General features: G+C 68.0%; 13 protein-coding genes and 1 tRNA gene. 7 read left to right on the forward strand and 7 right to left on the reverse strand.

Going from position 1 to position 16,934, the window contains the following annotated elements:
* Positions 1-23 precede the first annotated feature (23 nt).
* Positions 24-2,750: a pyruvate dehydrogenase (acetyl-transferring), homodimeric type gene (gene aceE, locus AB0N61_RS04950; RefSeq protein WP_363362176.1), complete on the reverse strand. Its 2,727-nt coding sequence runs from the start codon at positions 2,748-2,750 to the stop codon at positions 24-26.
* Positions 2,751-2,902: 152 nt separating this feature from the next.
* Between aceE and AB0N61_RS04955 the strand changes: the two genes are divergently transcribed.
* Positions 2,903-2,975 (forward strand) — tRNA-Val (locus tag AB0N61_RS04955).
* On the opposite strand, the gene AB0N61_RS04960 is transcribed toward AB0N61_RS04955, so the two are convergent.
* From AB0N61_RS04960 to AB0N61_RS04975, 4 genes are all read right to left on the reverse strand, one after another.
* Positions 2,935-3,810, reverse strand: coding sequence for a HAMP domain-containing sensor histidine kinase (locus tag AB0N61_RS04960; protein ID WP_363363154.1), 876 nt, complete (start codon positions 3,808-3,810; stop codon positions 2,935-2,937). The genes AB0N61_RS04955 and AB0N61_RS04960 overlap by 41 nt on opposite strands.
* 179 nt (positions 3,811-3,989) lie before the next feature.
* On the reverse strand, positions 3,990-4,658 hold the full coding sequence (locus AB0N61_RS04965) for a response regulator transcription factor (RefSeq protein ID WP_363362178.1): 669 nt from the start codon (positions 4,656-4,658) through the stop codon (positions 3,990-3,992).
* A 17-nt stretch (positions 4,659-4,675) separates the two neighbouring features.
* Positions 4,676-5,365: a phosphatase PAP2 family protein gene (locus AB0N61_RS04970; RefSeq protein WP_363362180.1), complete on the reverse strand. Its 690-nt coding sequence runs from the start codon at positions 5,363-5,365 to the stop codon at positions 4,676-4,678.
* Between the two features lie 99 nt (positions 5,366-5,464).
* Positions 5,465-6,655 carry a hypothetical protein gene (locus AB0N61_RS04975; protein WP_363362181.1) on the reverse strand — a complete coding sequence of 397 codons (1,191 nt, stop codon included), beginning with the start codon at positions 6,653-6,655 and terminating at the stop codon, positions 5,465-5,467.
* 264 nt (positions 6,656-6,919) lie between these two features.
* Between AB0N61_RS04975 and AB0N61_RS04980 the strand changes: the two genes are divergently transcribed.
* Positions 6,920-7,354, forward strand: coding sequence for a hypothetical protein (locus AB0N61_RS04980; RefSeq protein ID WP_363362183.1), 435 nt, complete (start codon positions 6,920-6,922; stop codon positions 7,352-7,354).
* A gap of 55 nt (positions 7,355-7,409) precedes the next feature.
* Here the strand turns inward: AB0N61_RS04980 and AB0N61_RS04985 are convergent, their stop codons facing one another.
* On the reverse strand, positions 7,410-8,246 hold the full coding sequence (locus AB0N61_RS04985) for an alpha/beta hydrolase (RefSeq protein ID WP_363362184.1): 837 nt from the start codon (positions 8,244-8,246) through the stop codon (positions 7,410-7,412).
* Between the two features lie 194 nt (positions 8,247-8,440).
* Here AB0N61_RS04985 and AB0N61_RS04990 point away from each other — a divergent pair, with 194 nt between their 5' ends.
* Positions 8,441-9,658, forward strand: a complete 1,218-nt coding sequence (locus tag AB0N61_RS04990; RefSeq protein ID WP_363362186.1) for an MFS transporter — start codon at positions 8,441-8,443, stop codon at positions 9,656-9,658.
* A gap of 98 nt (positions 9,659-9,756) precedes the next feature.
* Positions 9,757-12,057, forward strand: coding sequence for a helix-turn-helix transcriptional regulator (locus tag AB0N61_RS04995; protein WP_363362187.1), 2,301 nt, complete (start codon positions 9,757-9,759; stop codon positions 12,055-12,057).
* On the opposite strand, the gene AB0N61_RS05000 is transcribed toward AB0N61_RS04995, so the two are convergent.
* Positions 12,005-13,075, reverse strand: a complete 1,071-nt coding sequence (locus AB0N61_RS05000; RefSeq protein WP_363362189.1) for a helix-turn-helix domain-containing protein — start codon at positions 13,073-13,075, stop codon at positions 12,005-12,007. The genes AB0N61_RS04995 and AB0N61_RS05000 overlap by 53 nt on opposite strands.
* 257 nt (positions 13,076-13,332) lie before the next feature.
* On the opposite strand from AB0N61_RS05000, the gene AB0N61_RS05005 reads away from it, so the two are divergent.
* The 3 genes from AB0N61_RS05005 to AB0N61_RS05015 are packed head-to-tail and all read left to right on the forward strand — an operon-like array spanning position 13,333 to position 16,925.
* Entirely contained in the window at positions 13,333-14,058 is a 726-nt protein-coding gene (locus AB0N61_RS05005) for an alpha/beta hydrolase (protein ID WP_363362191.1), read from the forward strand.
* Positions 14,051-15,724 (forward strand): MFS transporter, encoded by a 1,674-nt coding sequence (locus tag AB0N61_RS05010; protein WP_363362192.1) that lies wholly within the window; start codon positions 14,051-14,053, stop codon positions 15,722-15,724. The genes AB0N61_RS05005 and AB0N61_RS05010 overlap by 8 nt, the downstream gene beginning before the upstream one ends.
* The gene (locus AB0N61_RS05015) at positions 15,714-16,925 is read left to right on the forward strand and encodes a cupin domain-containing protein (RefSeq protein WP_363362193.1); all 1,212 of its coding nucleotides are present in this window, start codon (positions 15,714-15,716) and stop codon (positions 16,923-16,925) included. Before AB0N61_RS05010 ends, AB0N61_RS05015 begins: the two co-directional genes overlap by 11 nt.
* The last annotated feature ends 9 nt before the right edge of the window (positions 16,926-16,934 follow it).

Raw genomic sequence — 16,934 nt, forward strand, 5'->3', positions numbered from 1 at the left:
AAGAGGAACCCGTCACCGATGACTCAGCTTTCGCCGCCCGCGTTGCCGCTGGTGCCGGCGTTCACGTCGTGCAGGCTGTACTTCTGGATGGCCTGCGCGGCGAGAGACCGGTCGACGACCCCGTCTTCGGCGAGCGACTGCAGCGTGCGGACGACGATCGACGGGCCGTCGATCTTGAAGAAGCGACGAGCGGCCGCGCGCGTGTCGGAGAAGCCGAAGCCATCGGCACCGAGCGTAGCGAAACGCTGCGGGACCCACGGACGGATCTGGTCCTGCACGGCGTGCATGTAGTCGCTCACGGCGACGACGGGGCCTTCGGCACCCTGCAGCTTCTGCGTGAGGTACGCGGTGCGCGGCTCTTCTTCGGGGTGCAGGAAGTTGTGCTCGTCGGCGGCGAGGCCGTCGCGGCGCAGCTCGGTCCAGGAGGTGACCGACCAGACGTCGGCGATCACGCCCCAGTCGTTCTTCAGCAGCTCCTGCGCCTCGAGCGCCCAGGGGAGTCCGACACCCGACGCGAAGAGCTGGGCACGCGGGCCCTCGCCTTCGCCGACGGAGACGCGGTGGATACCGCGCACGATGCCGTCGACATCCACGTTCTCCGGCTCGGCCGGCATCACCATCGGCTCGTTGTAGAGCGTGATGTAGTACATGACGTTCGGGTCTTCGTGGTTGCCGCCGTACATGCGCTCGAGACCGGAGCGCATGATGTGCGCGATCTCGTAGCCGTACGCAGGGTCGTACGAGATCGTCGCCGGGTTGGTGGCGGCGAGCAGGTGCGAGTGGCCGTCGGCGTGCTGCAGGCCCTCACCCGTCAGCGTCGTGCGACCCGCGGTCGCGCCCATGATGAACCCGCGGGCCATCTGGTCGCCGGCCGCCCACTGGGCGTCGCCGGTGCGCTGGAAGCCGAACATCGAATAGAAGAGGTAGACCGGGATCAGCGGCTCGCCGTGCGTGGCGTAGGAGGTGCCGGCCGCGGTGAACGCCGCGAGGGCACCCGCCTCGTTGATGCCGACGTGCACGATCTGGCCCTGCGGGCTCTCCTTGTAGGCGAGCAGGAGCTCACGGTCGACCGAGGTGTAGTGCTGGCCGTTCGGGTTGTAGATCTTCGCCGACGGGAAGTAGGCGTCCATTCCGAACGTGCGAGCCTCGTCGGGGATGATCGGCACGATGCGGTGACCGAAGTCCTTCGAGCGCAGCAGGTCCTTCAGCAGACGGACGAACGCCATGGTCGTGGCGATCTCCTGTGTGCCGGAGCCCTTCTTGGGCAGAGCGTACGCGGCGTCGTCGGGGAGCGAGAGCCCGACGTGGGTGGAACGACGCTCCGGCAGGTAGCCGCCGAGAGCCTGGCGGCGCTCGAGCATGTACTGGATCGTCTCGTCCTGCGGACCCGGGTTGTAGTACGGGGGCAGGTACGGGTTCTCCTCGAGCTGCGCATCCGTGATCGGGATGTGCATCGCGTCGCGGAACGTCTTGAGGTTGTCCAGCGTCATCTTCTTCATCTGGTGGGTCGCGTTGCGGCCCTCGAAGTGCGGACCCAGGCCGTAGCCCTTGACGGTCTTCGCGAGAATGACGGTGGGCTTGCCCTTGTGCTCGGTCGCGGCCTTGAACGCGGCGTAGACCTTGCGGTAGTCGTGGCCACCGCGCTTGAGGTTCCAGATGTCGTCGTCGGAGTAGTCCTTGACGAGGGCGGCGGCACGCTCGTCGCGGCCGAAGAAGTGCTCGCGGACGTACGCGCCGGACTCGGCCTTGTAGGTCTGGTAGTCACCGTCGGGGGTGACGTTCATGAGGTTGAGCAGAGCGCCCTCGGTGTCGCGGGCGAGCAGGTCGTCCCATTCGCGACCCCACACGACCTTGATGACGTTCCATCCGGCACCGCGGAAGAACGACTCGAGCTCCTGGACGATCTTGCCGTTGCCGCGCACCGGGCCGTCGAGGCGCTGCAGGTTGCAGTTGACGATGAACGTGAGGTTGTCGAGACCCTCGTTGGCTGCGACCTGCAGCTGACCACGGCTCTCGACCTCGTCCATCTCGCCGTCGCCGAGGAACGCCCAGACGTGCGACTGAGAGGTGTCCTTGATGCCGCGGTTCTCGAGGTACTTGTTCGACATCGCCTGATAGATGGCGTTGATCGGACCCAGGCCCATCGACACGGTCGGGAACTGCCAGTACTCCGGCATCAGACGCGGGTGCGGGTACGACGGGATGCCGTGCGGTGCGTGCGACTTCTCCTGGCGGAAGCCGTCGAGCTGGTCTTCGCTCAGGCGGCCCTCGAGGTACGAGCGCGCGTAGGTTCCGGGGGAGGCGTGGCCCTGGATGAAGATCTGGTCGGCACCGCCGGGGTGGTCTGCACCCTTGAAGAAGTGGTTGAAGCCGACCTCGTACAGCGCGGCCGACGACGCATAGGTCGAGATGTGGCCGCCGACGCCGATGCCGGGACGCTGCGCGCGGTGCACGGTGATCGCGGCGTTCCACCGGATCCACGCGCGGTACCGGCGCTCGACCTCTTCGTCACCCGGGAACTCGGGCTCGTTCTCCGGCGCGATCGTGTTGATGTAGTCGGTGGTCGGGACCATCGGCACGCCCAGGTGCAGCTCCTTCGAGCGCTTGAGCAGGCTGAGCATGATCTCGCGGCCGCGACCGTGGCCCTTGGCGTCGACGAGCTCGTCGAGCGACTGCTGCCACTCACCCGTCTCTTCCGGATCGCTGTCGAGGGGGCCCTGGGAATACGGATCCTGGTCGTGCACAGTCACGGGGAGCCTTTCGTCAAGCTGGCAGGTCATGCCAATGAAACGGGAAGCGACGCGGGCAGCCTTGTCGGCTGTGCACAACGCGTGCCGCCCTCAGCCTATCCCTCTTCCACGACATCAGCGCGCACCGGGTCATCTGTAGACTGGATGCACCAGGGCCTTTAGCTCAGCTGGTAGAGCGCCACGTTTACACCGTGGATGTCGTCGGTTCGATCCCGGCAGGGCCCACCTCTGAAGAAGCGGCGCCGGTGCGAGTGCCGCTTCGCCGCAGTGTCAAGGTCAGGGCGGTGCCGTCGGGAGATGTCGACTCGATCGCGATCGTCCCGCCGTGTCGGATGACCGTGTCTCGCACGAGTGCGAGGCCGATTCCGAAGCCCGTACGTGCGTTGCCGCCGCCGTCGACGGCGGCTGAGGAGCGGGCGAAGCGGTCGAAGATGCGGTGTGGGTCGATCCCCTGGATGCCGGGTCCGTGGTCGATCACGGTGATCGCCACGGTTCGGCGCTCTGCTCGAGCTTTGAGCTCCACGACGCCGGGAGGCGAATGCTTGACGGCGTTGTCGAGGAGAGCGATGAGACTGCGTCGAAGGCTCGCTTCGGGGATCTCGACGGAGACGCCCGGCGAGGTGGCTGTCGTCACGATTTCGATGTCGCGCTGTTGAGCGATCATGGTCATCGCTGTCGCTGCGGACGCCATGGTGTCGTTGACTGAGGCTGTGGGGTCTACGTCGACCGGTGCGGTGTCGAGGGAGTCGAGGAGGTCCGTGACGACGGCGGTGAGGTTGCGCGAGTCGTCACGCAGTTCAGTGATGATGTCGGCGTTCGGGTCGTTCGGGCCGGATGCGCGCTGGAGGACCTGGAGGCGGGCGTCGAGGATGGCGAGCGGTGTACGGAGTTCATGCGAGGCGTCGGCGACGAAGCGTCGTTGACGTTGCAGCGCATCGATGAGGGGTGTGACCGCTCGGCGAGTGGCCAAAAGCGCGATCGTCCCGGCGAGGATGATCGCGACGACGCCGAGGCAGACGGCCCCGACGACGATGTCGACACCTTCGATGTCGACCGTCATCTCCTGCCCGCCGGGTGAGAGCAGGTGGTCGGGCGGGATCTGACTGAACACGATCAGGAAAGCGGCGACCAGGACGCCGATGACGAGAGCCGAGACGGTGACGGCGATCCAGATGCCGACGCGTCTCGCGGCAGCTCGGACGAGTCGTGCGTCCGAGTCGAGTGACGATCGGTCGCGGCTCACAGCTGACCCAGTCGATATCCGCGCCCGCGGACCGTCGTGACGATGTCGATGTCGGTCTTTCGGCGGAGGTAGTGGACGTAGGTGTCGACGGTGCCGGGAGTGTCGGTAGGGGAGAACACCGCTTCGAGGATGTCCTCGCGGCTGAAGGTCCGGTCGGGGTGGGCGGCGAGCAGTGTCAGCAACTCCGTCTCCCGGTCCGTGAGTATGGTTCGACCGTTGTAGGGGGAGTAGACGGCTCGGGACTCCGGGTAGAACTCCCATCCGCCGATACGGACGAAGGGGCCCTCGCCGTTGGAGACGCGGCGGATCGCGCGCAGCCGGGCGAAGAGTTCGTCGAACTCGAACGGCTTGACCAGGTAGTCGTTGGCCCCGGCGTCCAGGCCGCGTACTTTGTCGTGCACGCTGCCGAGGGCTGTGAGGATGAGCATGGGCGTTGTGACGTTTCCCCGCCGGAGGGTCTCGACGATGGAGATGCCGTCGACGATCGGGAGTCGGCGGTCGATGATCATCGCGTCGTAACGCTGTTCCTGGGCATTGCTGAGGGCTTCTGCACCGTCAGCGAACAGGGTCACGTCGTAGACGTCGTCGAGCACCCGCGCGATGAGCGGACCCAGCTGAGGGTCATCTTCGACCAGGAGGAGGCGCGGTCGGTTGACTGATGGCATCACTGCTCCTTCCTCGGTCAGGAATCTTCTGTTGTCATGCCAGAATGCGCCACGCGGTCGCGTGCAGCCACCTCTTCTTCTCGCGGACGGGGCTGCAAGAGGCGACTGTTCCTCGTGATCATCCCGAGGCACAGGCTCCACACTGGGACAAGGAGCAACGAGCCGAGCATGTCGGAGGGGTAGTGCGCTCCAAGGTACATGCGCGACCACGCCGTCGTCAGCGCGACCACGGTTGCCACCACGACCGCCGCTGCCCGATATCGCCACCCGGCGAGCGTCACCACGGCGCTCATCCCGAGCGCGGTCGCGAATGCCGTATGCCCGCTGGGATAACTGAACGAGGTCGGCTCCACGAGAAGCGGATGCGCGAGCAGAGTCATGTCCGGGCGCGGCCGCTGGATGATCACTTTGATGATGTCAGCCGCAGCCCACGGGATCGCGATCAGGATGGCAATGCGCAGCGCGGTCCACCACGACCGCCCGATCAGGCCCGCGACCACGACCGCCAGCACAGTCACGAGGACCGCGAACCGTGGCCCGAAGACGACATCGATGGTCAGGGCGATCGCATCCAACACGGGGGCATGGAAGCCGTTCACCGCGACAACGGCATTCGTCTCGGCGGCGGTGATGGACGAGTCGCCGCTGACGATGAGGCCGAGTGCTTCGATGGCGGCGAACATCGCGCCCGCGATGAGCCAGAACACGCACGGCGAAAGGCGTCGTACAGGGGTCATGCGTTCCACTTTCCTCAGCAGCTGCTCTTGACCTGTGCGTTACAGCTCAGGTCGAACGAGTCGTCTCGGTCATTCGAGCGTGGCCAGCAACGTCGTCAACGCCGCGGTCTCGTCCGGCGGTTTGGGTGCGTCTGCTCGCACTGCAGTCAGGGCTGCGTCGATCTGCCCGTCGATGTAGGTCCATCCCGTGTCATCGAGAGGCTGCAGCGTCGACTGGGCGTCGTCCCATGCCTTCTCCAAGTCGGTGATCCGCGCAGCTGCGGCCTTCTGCTTCCCCGCCCGGATCATTGAGAGGGTGTCTGCCGTGATGGCACGGAACTCAGCTACGGTCGGCGCAGGGAACTTCGATGTGGCGGATGTCCCCGGGGGCAGTGTGACCGATGCCGCCGGGCCCTCGCCTTCGCTGGCCGGCGCGGTCGAGTGCGGCTGCGCGGCTGCCCAGATGAGGAGTGCAATCGTCAACACGGCCACGATGGCGTAGAAGCCGAGGACGCGCCGTTCACTCTTCCTTGTGGTGGGCGTCGCCGGCGGTTTCGTGTCGACGACGTCTGCGCGGGTGATCGTGAGATAGACCACAGTCGCGAGGATCGCGACCAGAAACATCACGCTGGTGAGAGCGACGCCCAGCCCGAGCCCCTGCTGGTCCGCTGGCAGCCCGAACCAGTCGCCGAGGTTCGCCCCCAGTGGCCGCGTCAGGATGTACGCGAGCCAGAAGGCCAGGACCGCGTTACCGCCCATCCGCCATCCCGCGACGACCGCCACGATCAGGCCCGCGGGCAGCAGCACCGAGACCCCGGGGCCCCAGCCGGTGAGTTCCAAGATCCAATCGCCCGCCGCCGTGCCGAGCGCGAACGTCACCAGGATCGCCAGCCAGTAGAACAACTCCCGCGGTGTCGTCGTGATGCTGTGGATCGACAGCGTTCGCTGACTGAACCACCACACCCCGAACACGACAGCCAACAGCCCCGCGAACACCGCCGTGCTCACCGCAAGCGGAACCCCGAGGGTGTCGGTGAGGATGTCGGTATAGAGCGTGCCCGTCACGCTCACCACGACCACCGTGAGCCAGTACACGAACGGCACGTACCTCCGCAGCCGCAGCTGCCATCCGAGTACGACCGCGAACACGGCTGTGAAGATCAGGGCTGTGTTCTCGAGCCCCACGCCCAGGGACATGTTGATCCAATCGGCGAAACTCTCGCCCACCGTGGTGCAGAGGATCTTGATGATCCAGAACCACAGCGTGATCTCGGGAACCATGCTCAGCATCTCGCGGCGAATCCGGGGTCTGGCCGCTGTCATCGTTGTAGTCACGAAACGGACGCTACGAAGCCGCTTCTAAGACGTCTCTGAGGAACGACGAGGAATGCCGTCGGATCGAGCGGCCGGTCGCGAACTCTAGTCCGCCATCGCACGACTGGCTACCCCCAGGCCGGTAACTGCGCTCGGCCTCGCGCCGCTCGTAGAGTTTTCCTGGCCTCCCAGCGACTCGTGGACGCCGAGGAGTGCCGGGAAGGAGGCCACGTGACCACCTGTCGAGAGTGTGAGTTCGTCGTGGCCCATCCGGTGGGCCGGCTGACGGTCTCGCGTGTCGGACTGTTCTCCGACGCCCGGTTCCCCGGGCGCAGCATCCTGAGCCTCCGGGATCACTACGACGACATCGCCGATGCGCCGACGGAGATCACCGAGCTCTTCCAGATCGATATCCAGTTCGCCTCCGACATCATCTGTCGAGCGACAGGAGCCGATCGCGTCGACGTCGCACTCTCCGTCGCGGGGGAGTCGCATGTGCATGCGCATCTCGTTCCGCGCCGTCGAGACCGCGACCCACGCCCGGAGCAGGGCCCCGACGAGGACCCCAGACCGCACCAGCCGCTCGAGCCCCTGCGCGAAGCGTTGGCCATCGGGCTGCTCGCTGCGGCCTTCGAGGCGGCCGGGGCCGGTCTCGCCGGCGCATAGCGATGGCGCACCCGGGCTGTTCGTCCGGATGCGCCATCGTGGTGCCGCGTGGCGGCTACTGCTGGATGAACGCCAGGATGTCGGGGTTGATGACATCGGCGTGCGTCGTCAGCATCCCGTGCGGGAATCCCTCGTAGATCTTGAGGGTCGCGTCGGTGAGGAGCTCGGCCTGCTTCACCGCGGCATCCTTGTAGGGGACGACCTGGTCGTCGTCGCCCTGGAGGACGAGGACAGGCACCGTGATCGCCTGGAGATCAGCGGTCTGGTCGGTCTCGGAGAAGGCCTTGATGCCGGCGTAGTGTGCGAGCGCGCTGCCGGTCATGCCCTGGCGCCACCAGTTCGCGACGACGGGCTCGGAGAGCTCCACGCCCTCGCGGTTGAACCCGTAGAACGGGCCGGAGGCCACGGCCTGGAAGAACTCGGCGCGGTTGGCCGCCAGAGCGTCGCGGAAGCCGTCGAACACCGACAGCGGAAGACCCTCGGGGTTCGCCTCGGTCTGCAGCATCAGCGGCGGGACGGCGGAGACGAGCACCGCCTTGGCGACACGCCCCTGCGGCTGTCCGTACTGCGCCACGTAGCGTGCGACCTGGCCGCCACCCGTCGAGTGGCCGATGTGCACCACGTTGCGAAGGTCGAGGTGCTCGACGACGGCCGAGGCGTCGCTGGCGTAATGGTCCATGTCATGGCCGGTGCCGATCTGCGACGACCTTCCGTGACCCCGGCGGTCGCTCGCGATGACGCGGTAGCCCTTGTCGAGGAAGAACAGCATCTGCGCATCCCAGTCATCCGACGAGAGCGGCCAGCCGTGGTGGAACATGATGGGCTGCGCATCGGGGCTGCCCCAGTCCTTGTAATAGATCTCTGCGCCATCATCCGTGGTCACGAACGCCATGATCAGCCTCCAGGTTTCCGCCGTCCGGGAGGGATCCCGGTCGACTGTCGAACGCCCCACGTCAGCTTCGTGGGAGCGCGACCACGTTAACTCGACCGTCCTCGCGGAGCGCTCGACATCTGTACAGAATGCGCGCGCCTGTCTTCGACATCCGTCCGGTGCGGGGCGGCGGGCACGACGGTAGCGTCTCGATCATGTCGAACTCCCGGATCTCGCACGGGGTGGGATTCTGGGTGGTCGCCTGCGCCTTCCTGCTCGTGATGGCGTACGCGACCGTGCCGACCCCGCTCTACCCGCTGTACCAAGAGGTCGACGGGTTCCCGGTCTCGGTCATCACCCTGATCTTCGCGGCCTTCGCCGTCGGCGTGGTGCTCAGTCTCTTCCTGCTCGGGCACGTCAGCGACTGGATGGGGCGACGGCGGATGCTGGTGATCGCGATCCTCATCGCGGCTCTCAGCGCCGTTCTCTTCCTGGCGTGGCACGAGGTGCCCGGACTGCTCGCCGCACGGCTCGTGAACGGCGCGAGCGTCGGCATCCTCACCGCCACCGCAACCGCGCATCTCGGCGAGCTGCGCGCCCAGGCGCGCCCCAGCGAGAATGCGATCGTCGCCGCGTCCGTGGCCGGCGCCGCGAACCTCGGCGGATTGGCTCTCGGTCCGCTGATCGGCGGCCTGTTCGCCGAGTTCCTCCCCGCGCCGCTCGTGCTGCCGCACGCGGTGTTCCTCGTGGCGCTCATCGCGACCGCGACAGCGGTGGCCGGCGTTCCCGAGACGGTGACGCCGCCCAGCGAGCCGAGGCCGTACCGGCCGCAGCGCATCGCCGCACCACCGCGATCGAAGACGGCGTTCATCGCCGCGGGCTTCGGCGCGTTCGCAGGTTTCGCGCTGTTCGGGCTGTTCACCTCTCTCGCCCCGACGATCCTCATCAGCACGTTCGGCGAGCACGATCACCTTCTCGCGGGGATCACCGCGTGTTCCGTGTTCGCCGCCGCGGCAACCGGCCAGGTGGCCCTCGCCAGGGTGCCACTGCGCATCCAGCTGACCGTCGCGGCCGTCTGCTGCGCCCTGGGGCTCATCGTCGTCGCCGCGGGAACGCTGCTGCCGTCTCTCGCGGTGTTCCTGGTCGGAGGCGTCGTCGCAGGCGTCGGCGTGGGGCTGCTGTTCAAGTCGTCGGTCGCGACAGCCTCCGGCCTCGCTGAGCCCGGACGACGGGGTGAGACGCTGGCGCTCGTCTTCCTCATCGCGTACTGCGGCCTCGCGCTTCCGGTGCTCGCGATCGGAGTGATCCTCACCTTCGCGTCGCAGACCACGGTGCTGCTCGTCTTCATCTCGATCGTGTCGGTCGCGACGGTCTCGGCGGCGATCGTCATGCGTCGTACGGGTGCACGCACGACGACACGCGCGCAGGGTTGATCCGTCGCCCCGTCCGGCCGCGACACGACGCTGTAACCGCCGCGCAATCGCCCCGACGAGCCGACCTGTCAAGCTGATCTCAGCGAAAGGCGGACGACGTGATCGAACCCTCACCCTTCGGACGGCTGCTGCGGTCGTTGCGAGTGGGTCAGAACCTGACTCTGGAAGCACTCGCCTCCCGATCGGGCGTGAGCGTCCGCACGATCGGCGACCTCGAGCGAGGCGCGAGCGCGTCGCCGCAGCGTCGCACGGTCGATGCACTAGCGGACGGCCTCGGGCTCGACGCGACCGATCGACATGCCTTCCTCCGCGCGGCACGCTCGCGCCCCCGCGCGTCGCTGGAGACGGACGGACCCGGCGCGATATCGCCCGCTCGGGTGTTCGACTTCTCCGGACGCGCCGACGAGATCGACGAGGCGCTCACCGTCCTGTGCGGCCCTCTGCCGGCGGGCGAGCTGCGTCCTGCGTTGGTCATCAGCGGCGCGCCGGGGATCGGCAAGACAACCGCGGCGATCGAGATCCTCGAGCGGGGCAAGCCGTCGACCGACCTGCCCGTGGTCTTCCTCGGACTCGACGGATTCAGCGCCTCGCCCCTCAGCCCCCTGCAGGCGATGACCGGCCTGCTGCGGCAGCTCCCCGGCGCGGAACAGCGACCGCCCGCTGACCTCGCGGAGGCCAAGACGCGGTGGCGCGCGGCGGTGGACGTCGCGCCGGTCTCGGTGCTGCTCGACAACGTCGCGAACGAAGCCCAGATCCGTCCCATCCTCTCGATCTGCGCGGGCGACGTCGTTGTCGTGACCTCGCGCCGCAGCCTGGCCGGGCTCGAGGGAGTGCGCCGGCTGCGTCTCGGACCGCTGCGCCGAGACGAGAGCATCGCGTTCCTGCATCGCCTGATTCCGCAGGCAGACGACGACGACGATGTCTCCCTGGGGGAGGTGGCGGCGCTGTGCGACGACGTCCCTCTCGCTCTTCGCGTGGTCGGCAACCGCATCGCCAGTCGTCCCGGATGGACGGTCGACGATCTGCTCGGCCGGTTGCGCACCTCCGAGGATCGGCTGCGCCTGCTCGTCGCGGGCGACCTCGCGGTCGAGGCGGCGATCTCGCTGTCCTACGACGAGCTCGACCCGCGCACCGCCGCGCTGTTCCGCTGGATCTCCCTGATCGACGGCAGGACGTTCGGCGCTCACCTCGCGGCTGCGGCGGTGCGTTCGGCGGATCTTGCGGAGGTCGAGACGCGCTTGGACGATCTCACCGATCTGGGGATGCTCGAGGCGCGCGGCGGCGACCGCTACCGTCTGCACGACCTCATGCGACTGTTCGGACGGAGCAAGCTGAACTCCTCCGTCGGAGCCGACGAGGTGGCACGACGCCGTGATCACATCCGGTCGTGGCTGCTCGGCAGCCTGGAGCGGGCGGGGGCCTGGTACGAGCCGCAGCGGGAGCCGACCGCGCCGGGCCGCTCGGGTCGCGGCTTCTCGGGCGCAGACGCTGCTGCGGCCTGGATCCGAACGGAAGCCGAGCACTGGTGGCCGGCGTACATCGACGCCGCCGATCTCGGCGACGACGCGGTGGTCTGCGACGTCGCGGACGCCCTGCACTGGTACTCCGACATCTGGATCACGTGGGGGAACTGGCATCGATTCTTCTCACTCGCCGCGAGTGCTGCCCGGAAGCTGGATGATCCCGCGCAGGAGGCCGCTCAGCTGGGCTACGTCGCGTGGGCCGAGATCGTCGAGGTGGGCGATCGCGAACAGGCGGTGCGGACGGGACGCGCGGCGCTGGCCGCGGCACGACGGGCCGGCGACCTCGCGCAGGAGGGGTGGGCGCAGTACTACATCGGATGGGCGAGCTGGACCCTGAATCGGCTCGATGAGGCGGATGCGGCGGCGTCTGCGTCGATCGATGCATTCGCGCGCGCGGATGAGACCACGGGATCGGAGAACGCCCAGCTGCTGTCGTCGATGGTGAAGGGGCGGCGCGGTCAGATGCTCGAGTCGATCGAGGAGACCGAGGCCACCCTCTCGCGGGTCCTGGCGGCGGATGCCCCCGACAGCGTCACGGGCATCGTCACCCAGTACGCGGCGTGCCTCGACCTCGTCGACGCCTACATCGCCGTCGGCCGCTATGACGACGCCGTGCGGGTGGGAGACAGGGGCATCTCGATCGCCCGCTCGCTGAACGACGACACGCGCGTGCTGCTCATGATGCGTCGGCACATCCGGGCGCTCATCCGCGCGGGCGAGGGCGACGCCGCGATCGCCGAGGCCGACGAAGCCCTGCGGATGCTGGGGCCGGGGAGCAGCGAGGCCTTCATCTTCGAGCGAGTGCGCAAGGAGGTGTCCCTCATCAGGTCGACGGGAGCCGGGGACGAAGCCGACCGGTCGATTCCCACAGTCTGATGAGCTTGAGGGCCAGGTGCAGGGAGCTGCGCTTGACGCCGTCGTCGAGGGCGTCCTTCACGACGGACGGCATGCGCTCGAGCCGGTAGTAGAGGGTCGTGCGGTGCAGGAAGAGGATCCGGCACGCGGCGACCACGTTGGCGCCGACGTCGAGGTACGTCTCGATCGTGAGGCGCTGGCTGTCGTCCGGCTGGGAGTAGAGCACGTCGGCGGCCGGCGAGATGGTCCGAAGGGCCTCGGGGCCGGCCGAAGTCGACGCGAGCAACCGCCACAGGCCGAGTTCGCTCGCATCGACCGACGGGTGGAACTGGGGGAGGGCTGCGGCGAGCGAGGCGGCGATGGTCGCCTCATCCGCGGCGCCGCGCAGATCGGTGGCACCCGCCGCCGGAGATGCCGAGCCGATGCCGAGGATCCTCATCCTGCGGCGCTCCGCCTCTCGGCGGAGCTCCTCGTCGAAGTCGGCATCGGTCGTGGGGCCGACGAGCAGGATCGCGCCGCCCTCGAGCGCGACGAGATACGCGGGAGCGGGACGCAGATGGCCGAGGTGACGACCGAAGGCGATGCGATCGATGTCGGTGACGGTTGCGTCGATCAGCACAGCGCGCACGACGGTGCTCCCGTCTCGGTGCACCCACCTCTGCTGAAGCGCGCGCGAATAGGCGTCGCGACGGACCGACTCATCCGCGTCCAGAAGATCGCCGAGGAGGGACTCCCGATCCCCGGGGGAGAACCCTCGTCGTCGCAACGCCGACCGCACGAGCGCGGACGCCGCGTCGACCGCTTCGAACTCGTCGGCGGTGAGGGGCGGGCGGCCGTCCTGGTCGATCAGGATGAGCGCGACCTCAGCACCGCGCTCCTGCACGGGGACGCGCAGCGGCGAGACCGACAGCGCATCGACCGCTCGTCCGAATCCTGTCGGACGGATGAGCACTCGACGGTGCAGCGACGCCTCGAGCTGGAGCGCGATCTCGCTCAGATCGAGGGAGGCGGTTCCGGTCGTGGTGTCGCTGATCGTCATGGTTTCGCTCCTGTGCGGGGGATGGGCTCACCGTGTCGCTCTGCGTCGATGACGGGAGAGACCACCCGCACCGAACTCGAGTACGTCTCATAGAACCCCCATCCCTGTGCACACACCAGGAGGAAAGCAGGCAGAAGTGGGACTGCCTGGATGCATCGCGCCTCGGCGGATCACGGTCTTCGACTCCTGTCGCAGTGCGGTCGGCCCCGCGGTTCCTAGATTCGTCTCAGACGCGAGATCGACCGTGAGGGGGCGAGATGACGAGAACCAGGACGGTGGTCCTCGTGCACGGCGCCTTCGTGGACGCGTCCGGATGGTGGCCGATCGTGCTCCGACTGCTCGACGAAGGACGAACGGTGCTCGCACCACCCGTATCCGGTCGCAGTTTCCTCGGCGACTGCGACTACATCCGCTCGCTGGTCGAGCGCATCGACGGAGATGTGCTGCTTGTCGGGCACGGCTACGGCGCCGCGGTCATCTCGGTCGCGGGTGACGCGACGAACGTCACCGGACTCCTCTTCATCGCGGGATACGTGCCGGATGAGGGCGAGTGCATCGCCGACCTGTGCGACCTCTTCGCGCCGGTGGAGGCGTCGGACCACCTGGTGTCTGCGCAGTTCACCGACGACGTCGGGGCGCACCGCGCGGAGCTCACCGTGGAGCCCGACCGATTCGCCCGCCTGCTCGCCGAGGGTCTGCCCGCCGACGAGGCGGGAGTCCTCGCCGTCTCGCAGCACCCGATCGTCGACACGGTCTTCACCGAACGGGCGACCGGCGCGGCGTGGAGATCGACGCCCAGCTGGGGAGTGGTGGCGACGGAGGACAGGACCGTGAGCCCGCAGGCACAGCGCTTCGGCTACCGGCGTGCGCGATGCCGAGCGGTTCTGTCGTACGAGGCGCCGCATCTGGTGACGCAGACGCACGCGGCCGAGATCGTCGGCCTCATCGACGACATCCTCGCGGAGACCGTGATCCATGGCTGAGGGGGGAGAGCCGACGGTGCAGCCTCGACCGGGATGGCGGGCGGGCTTCGCGCCGCTCGCCGTTCCGATCTTCCGTCTGGTGTGGCTGGCATCGATCGTCAGCAACATCGGCAGCTGGATGCAGACGGTCGGCGCGCAATGGCTGCTGGTGCAGGACGACGGATCGCCCCTGCTCGTGGCACTCGTGCAGACGGCATCCGCCGCTCCTGTGCTGCTGTTCGCGATACCCGCCGGCGTCATCGGCGAGTTCCTCAACCGTCGCCGCGTATTGCTCTGGTCGCAGGTCGTGCAGCTCTTCGTCGTGCTCGGGCTCACCTGGCTGACCGCGGTCGGCCAGACGACCACGACCATCCTGCTGGCATCGACGTTCGTGCTGGGGAGGGTCTCGGCCATCCAGCTGCCCGCATTCCAGGCGCTCGTGCCGGACATCGTGCCGCCGAAGCTGCTGATCGACGCGGCGGGTCTCTCGTCGATCGGCGTGAACATCGCACGGGCCGTCGGCCCGGCGATCGCGGGCCTCGTCGTCGCCCAGTTCGGCGTCGCGGCGGTCTTCCTGCTCAACGCGCTCTCCTTCCTGCTGTTCCTGGGCGTGCTGCTCTTCTGGAAGACGTACAGACCGCCGGTCGCTCGGCCCGAGCCGTTCGTCGATGCGACGAGGGCCGGCATCCGCTACGTCCGCCACTCGCGGGTGGTCCGCCGCATCCTGCTGCGACTCGCGGCCTTCCTGATTCCGGCGAACGCCCTCTGGGCGCTGCTGCCGACCATCGCGAAGGACTCTCTCGGGTTCTCCGCGAGCGGGTACGGTCTGCTGCTCGCAGCGCTCGGAGCGGGGTCGATCGTCGGCGCGTTCGTGCTTCCGTGGGCGCGTCGCGTCGCGGCGGTGAACGGCGTGGTGCTGGGCTCGTCCGTCGTCTACGGCGCGGGTCTCGTGATCCTCGTGACGTCGCCCACGCTGTGGATCACGTTTCCGGTGCTCGTGGCGACCGGGCTCGCGTGGATCGGGGTGATCGCGACCGTCAACGGCACGATCCAGACCTTCCTGCCTGTCTGGGTGCGCACCCGCGGCCTGTCGTTCTACCAGCTCGTCCTCTTCGGCTGCACGGCCGTCGGCTCCGCGGGAGCGGGCGTGCTCGGGTCGGTGTGGGGCGCCGGGGCCGTGGTGATCGGCGCCGGGATCCTGTGCGGCCTGGGCGGGCTCTCTCTTCTCGTGTGGCCGATCCCTGCGACCGGCGGCATCGGCCGCGGCATCGTGGAGGTGCCAGGGGTCGAGGATCAGCCCCGCCCGGACGGTGCTGATGACGCGCCCGTCCTGGTGCTCATCCGGTACCGCATTCCGGTCGACCGGAGAGGGGAATTCCTCGACGTGATGACCCGCGTGCAACAGACACGTCTGCGGACCGGCGCGCGGGGATGGCAGCTGTATGTCGACGCCGAGGATGCGGAGTCCGTCATCGAGGCGTACTCCGTCGGCTCCTGGCGGGAGCACGTGAGCCAGCACGAAGGCCGCACCACCGAGTTCGACGCACAGCTGATCACCCGCGCCCGCACCATGAGCACGCAGGAGCTCGAGGTGACGCACCTGCTCGCGATGCCGCATCCGCACCACCGCGACGTCGAGAGACGCCGCACCCGCAACCAGAGACGGAGCCTCTCGCATGGAACCTGACGACCACCCCTCCACCCACCCGGACGGCCCGTCATACGGCGACCCCGACCTGCCGCAGGAGGGAGAGGTGAACATCACCGACCGCCCGCAGAGCAACGCGATGACGGGGCCGCAGAACGAGGTCATCGAGTCGCAGTTCCCGAATCAGATGCACGCGCCGGCGACCGACATCAGCACCCAGCCGTTCTTCTGGTCGTCGTTCAACATCTCACCTCGCCGCGTGCAGCGCGGCGGCTGGGCGCGAGAGCTCACGAAGCAGGACTTCCACATCTCCGAGGAGATCGCCGGGGTCAACATGTATCTCGAGCCCGGGGGGATTCGCGAGCTGCACTGGCACCAGACGGCGGAATGGGCCGTGATGACGCGCGGCAGGGCGCGGGTCACGACGCTCAGCCGCTCGGGTCTTCCTGCGGTGGAGGATGTGGAGGAGGGCGACCTGTGGTTCTTCCCCGCCGGCACTCCGCACTCTCTGCAGGGTCTCGGTCCGGACGGAGCGGAGTTCGTGCTCGCGTTCGACGACGGCGACCAGTCCGAATCGAACACCCTGCTGCTGACCGACTGGTTCGCGCACACCCCGCCCGAGGTCCTCGCCAAGAACTTCGGCGTCGCCCAGGAGGTCTTCTCCGACATCCCGCTGCACAACCTCTGGATCTTCCCCGGCGACGAACCGCCCGCGCTCGACGTCGATCAGGCCGCCGCCGGGGTCGAATGGGGGATGGAGCCGGTCATCTTCCGCCTGTCACGGTCGAAGCCGCTCTACGAGAACTCGGGCGGATCCATCCAGATCGCCGATTCCACCAACTACGCCTACTCCAGCACGGTCGCCGCGGCCCTCGTGACAGTCCAGCCGGGCTCGATGCGGGAGCTGCACTGGCACCCGAACGCTGACGAATGGCAGTACTACCTGCGCGGCTCCGCGCGCATGACGGTGTTCAACACCGGCCCGCACGCGAACACCACCGACTTCCGCGCCGGAGACGTGGGAGTGGTGAGGAAGAACTTCGGCCACTACGTCGAGAACACCGGCGATGACGTGCTGCAGTTCCTCGAGGTGTTCCGCACCGACAGGTACGAAGAGGTCTCGCTCGCGAACTGGCTCTCGCACGTGCCGCCGCAGCTCGTCGCCGCACACCTCACCATCGACCCCGCGGTGCTGGCGAGCTTCCCGCGCGCCGCCCAGGGCATCACCCCTCTGCGCTGATCAGTGCCG

Origin of the sequence: Microbacterium sp. NPDC089320 (assembly GCF_040684875.1) — a bacterium.
GTDB lineage: Bacteria > Actinomycetota > Actinomycetes > Actinomycetales > Microbacteriaceae > Microbacterium.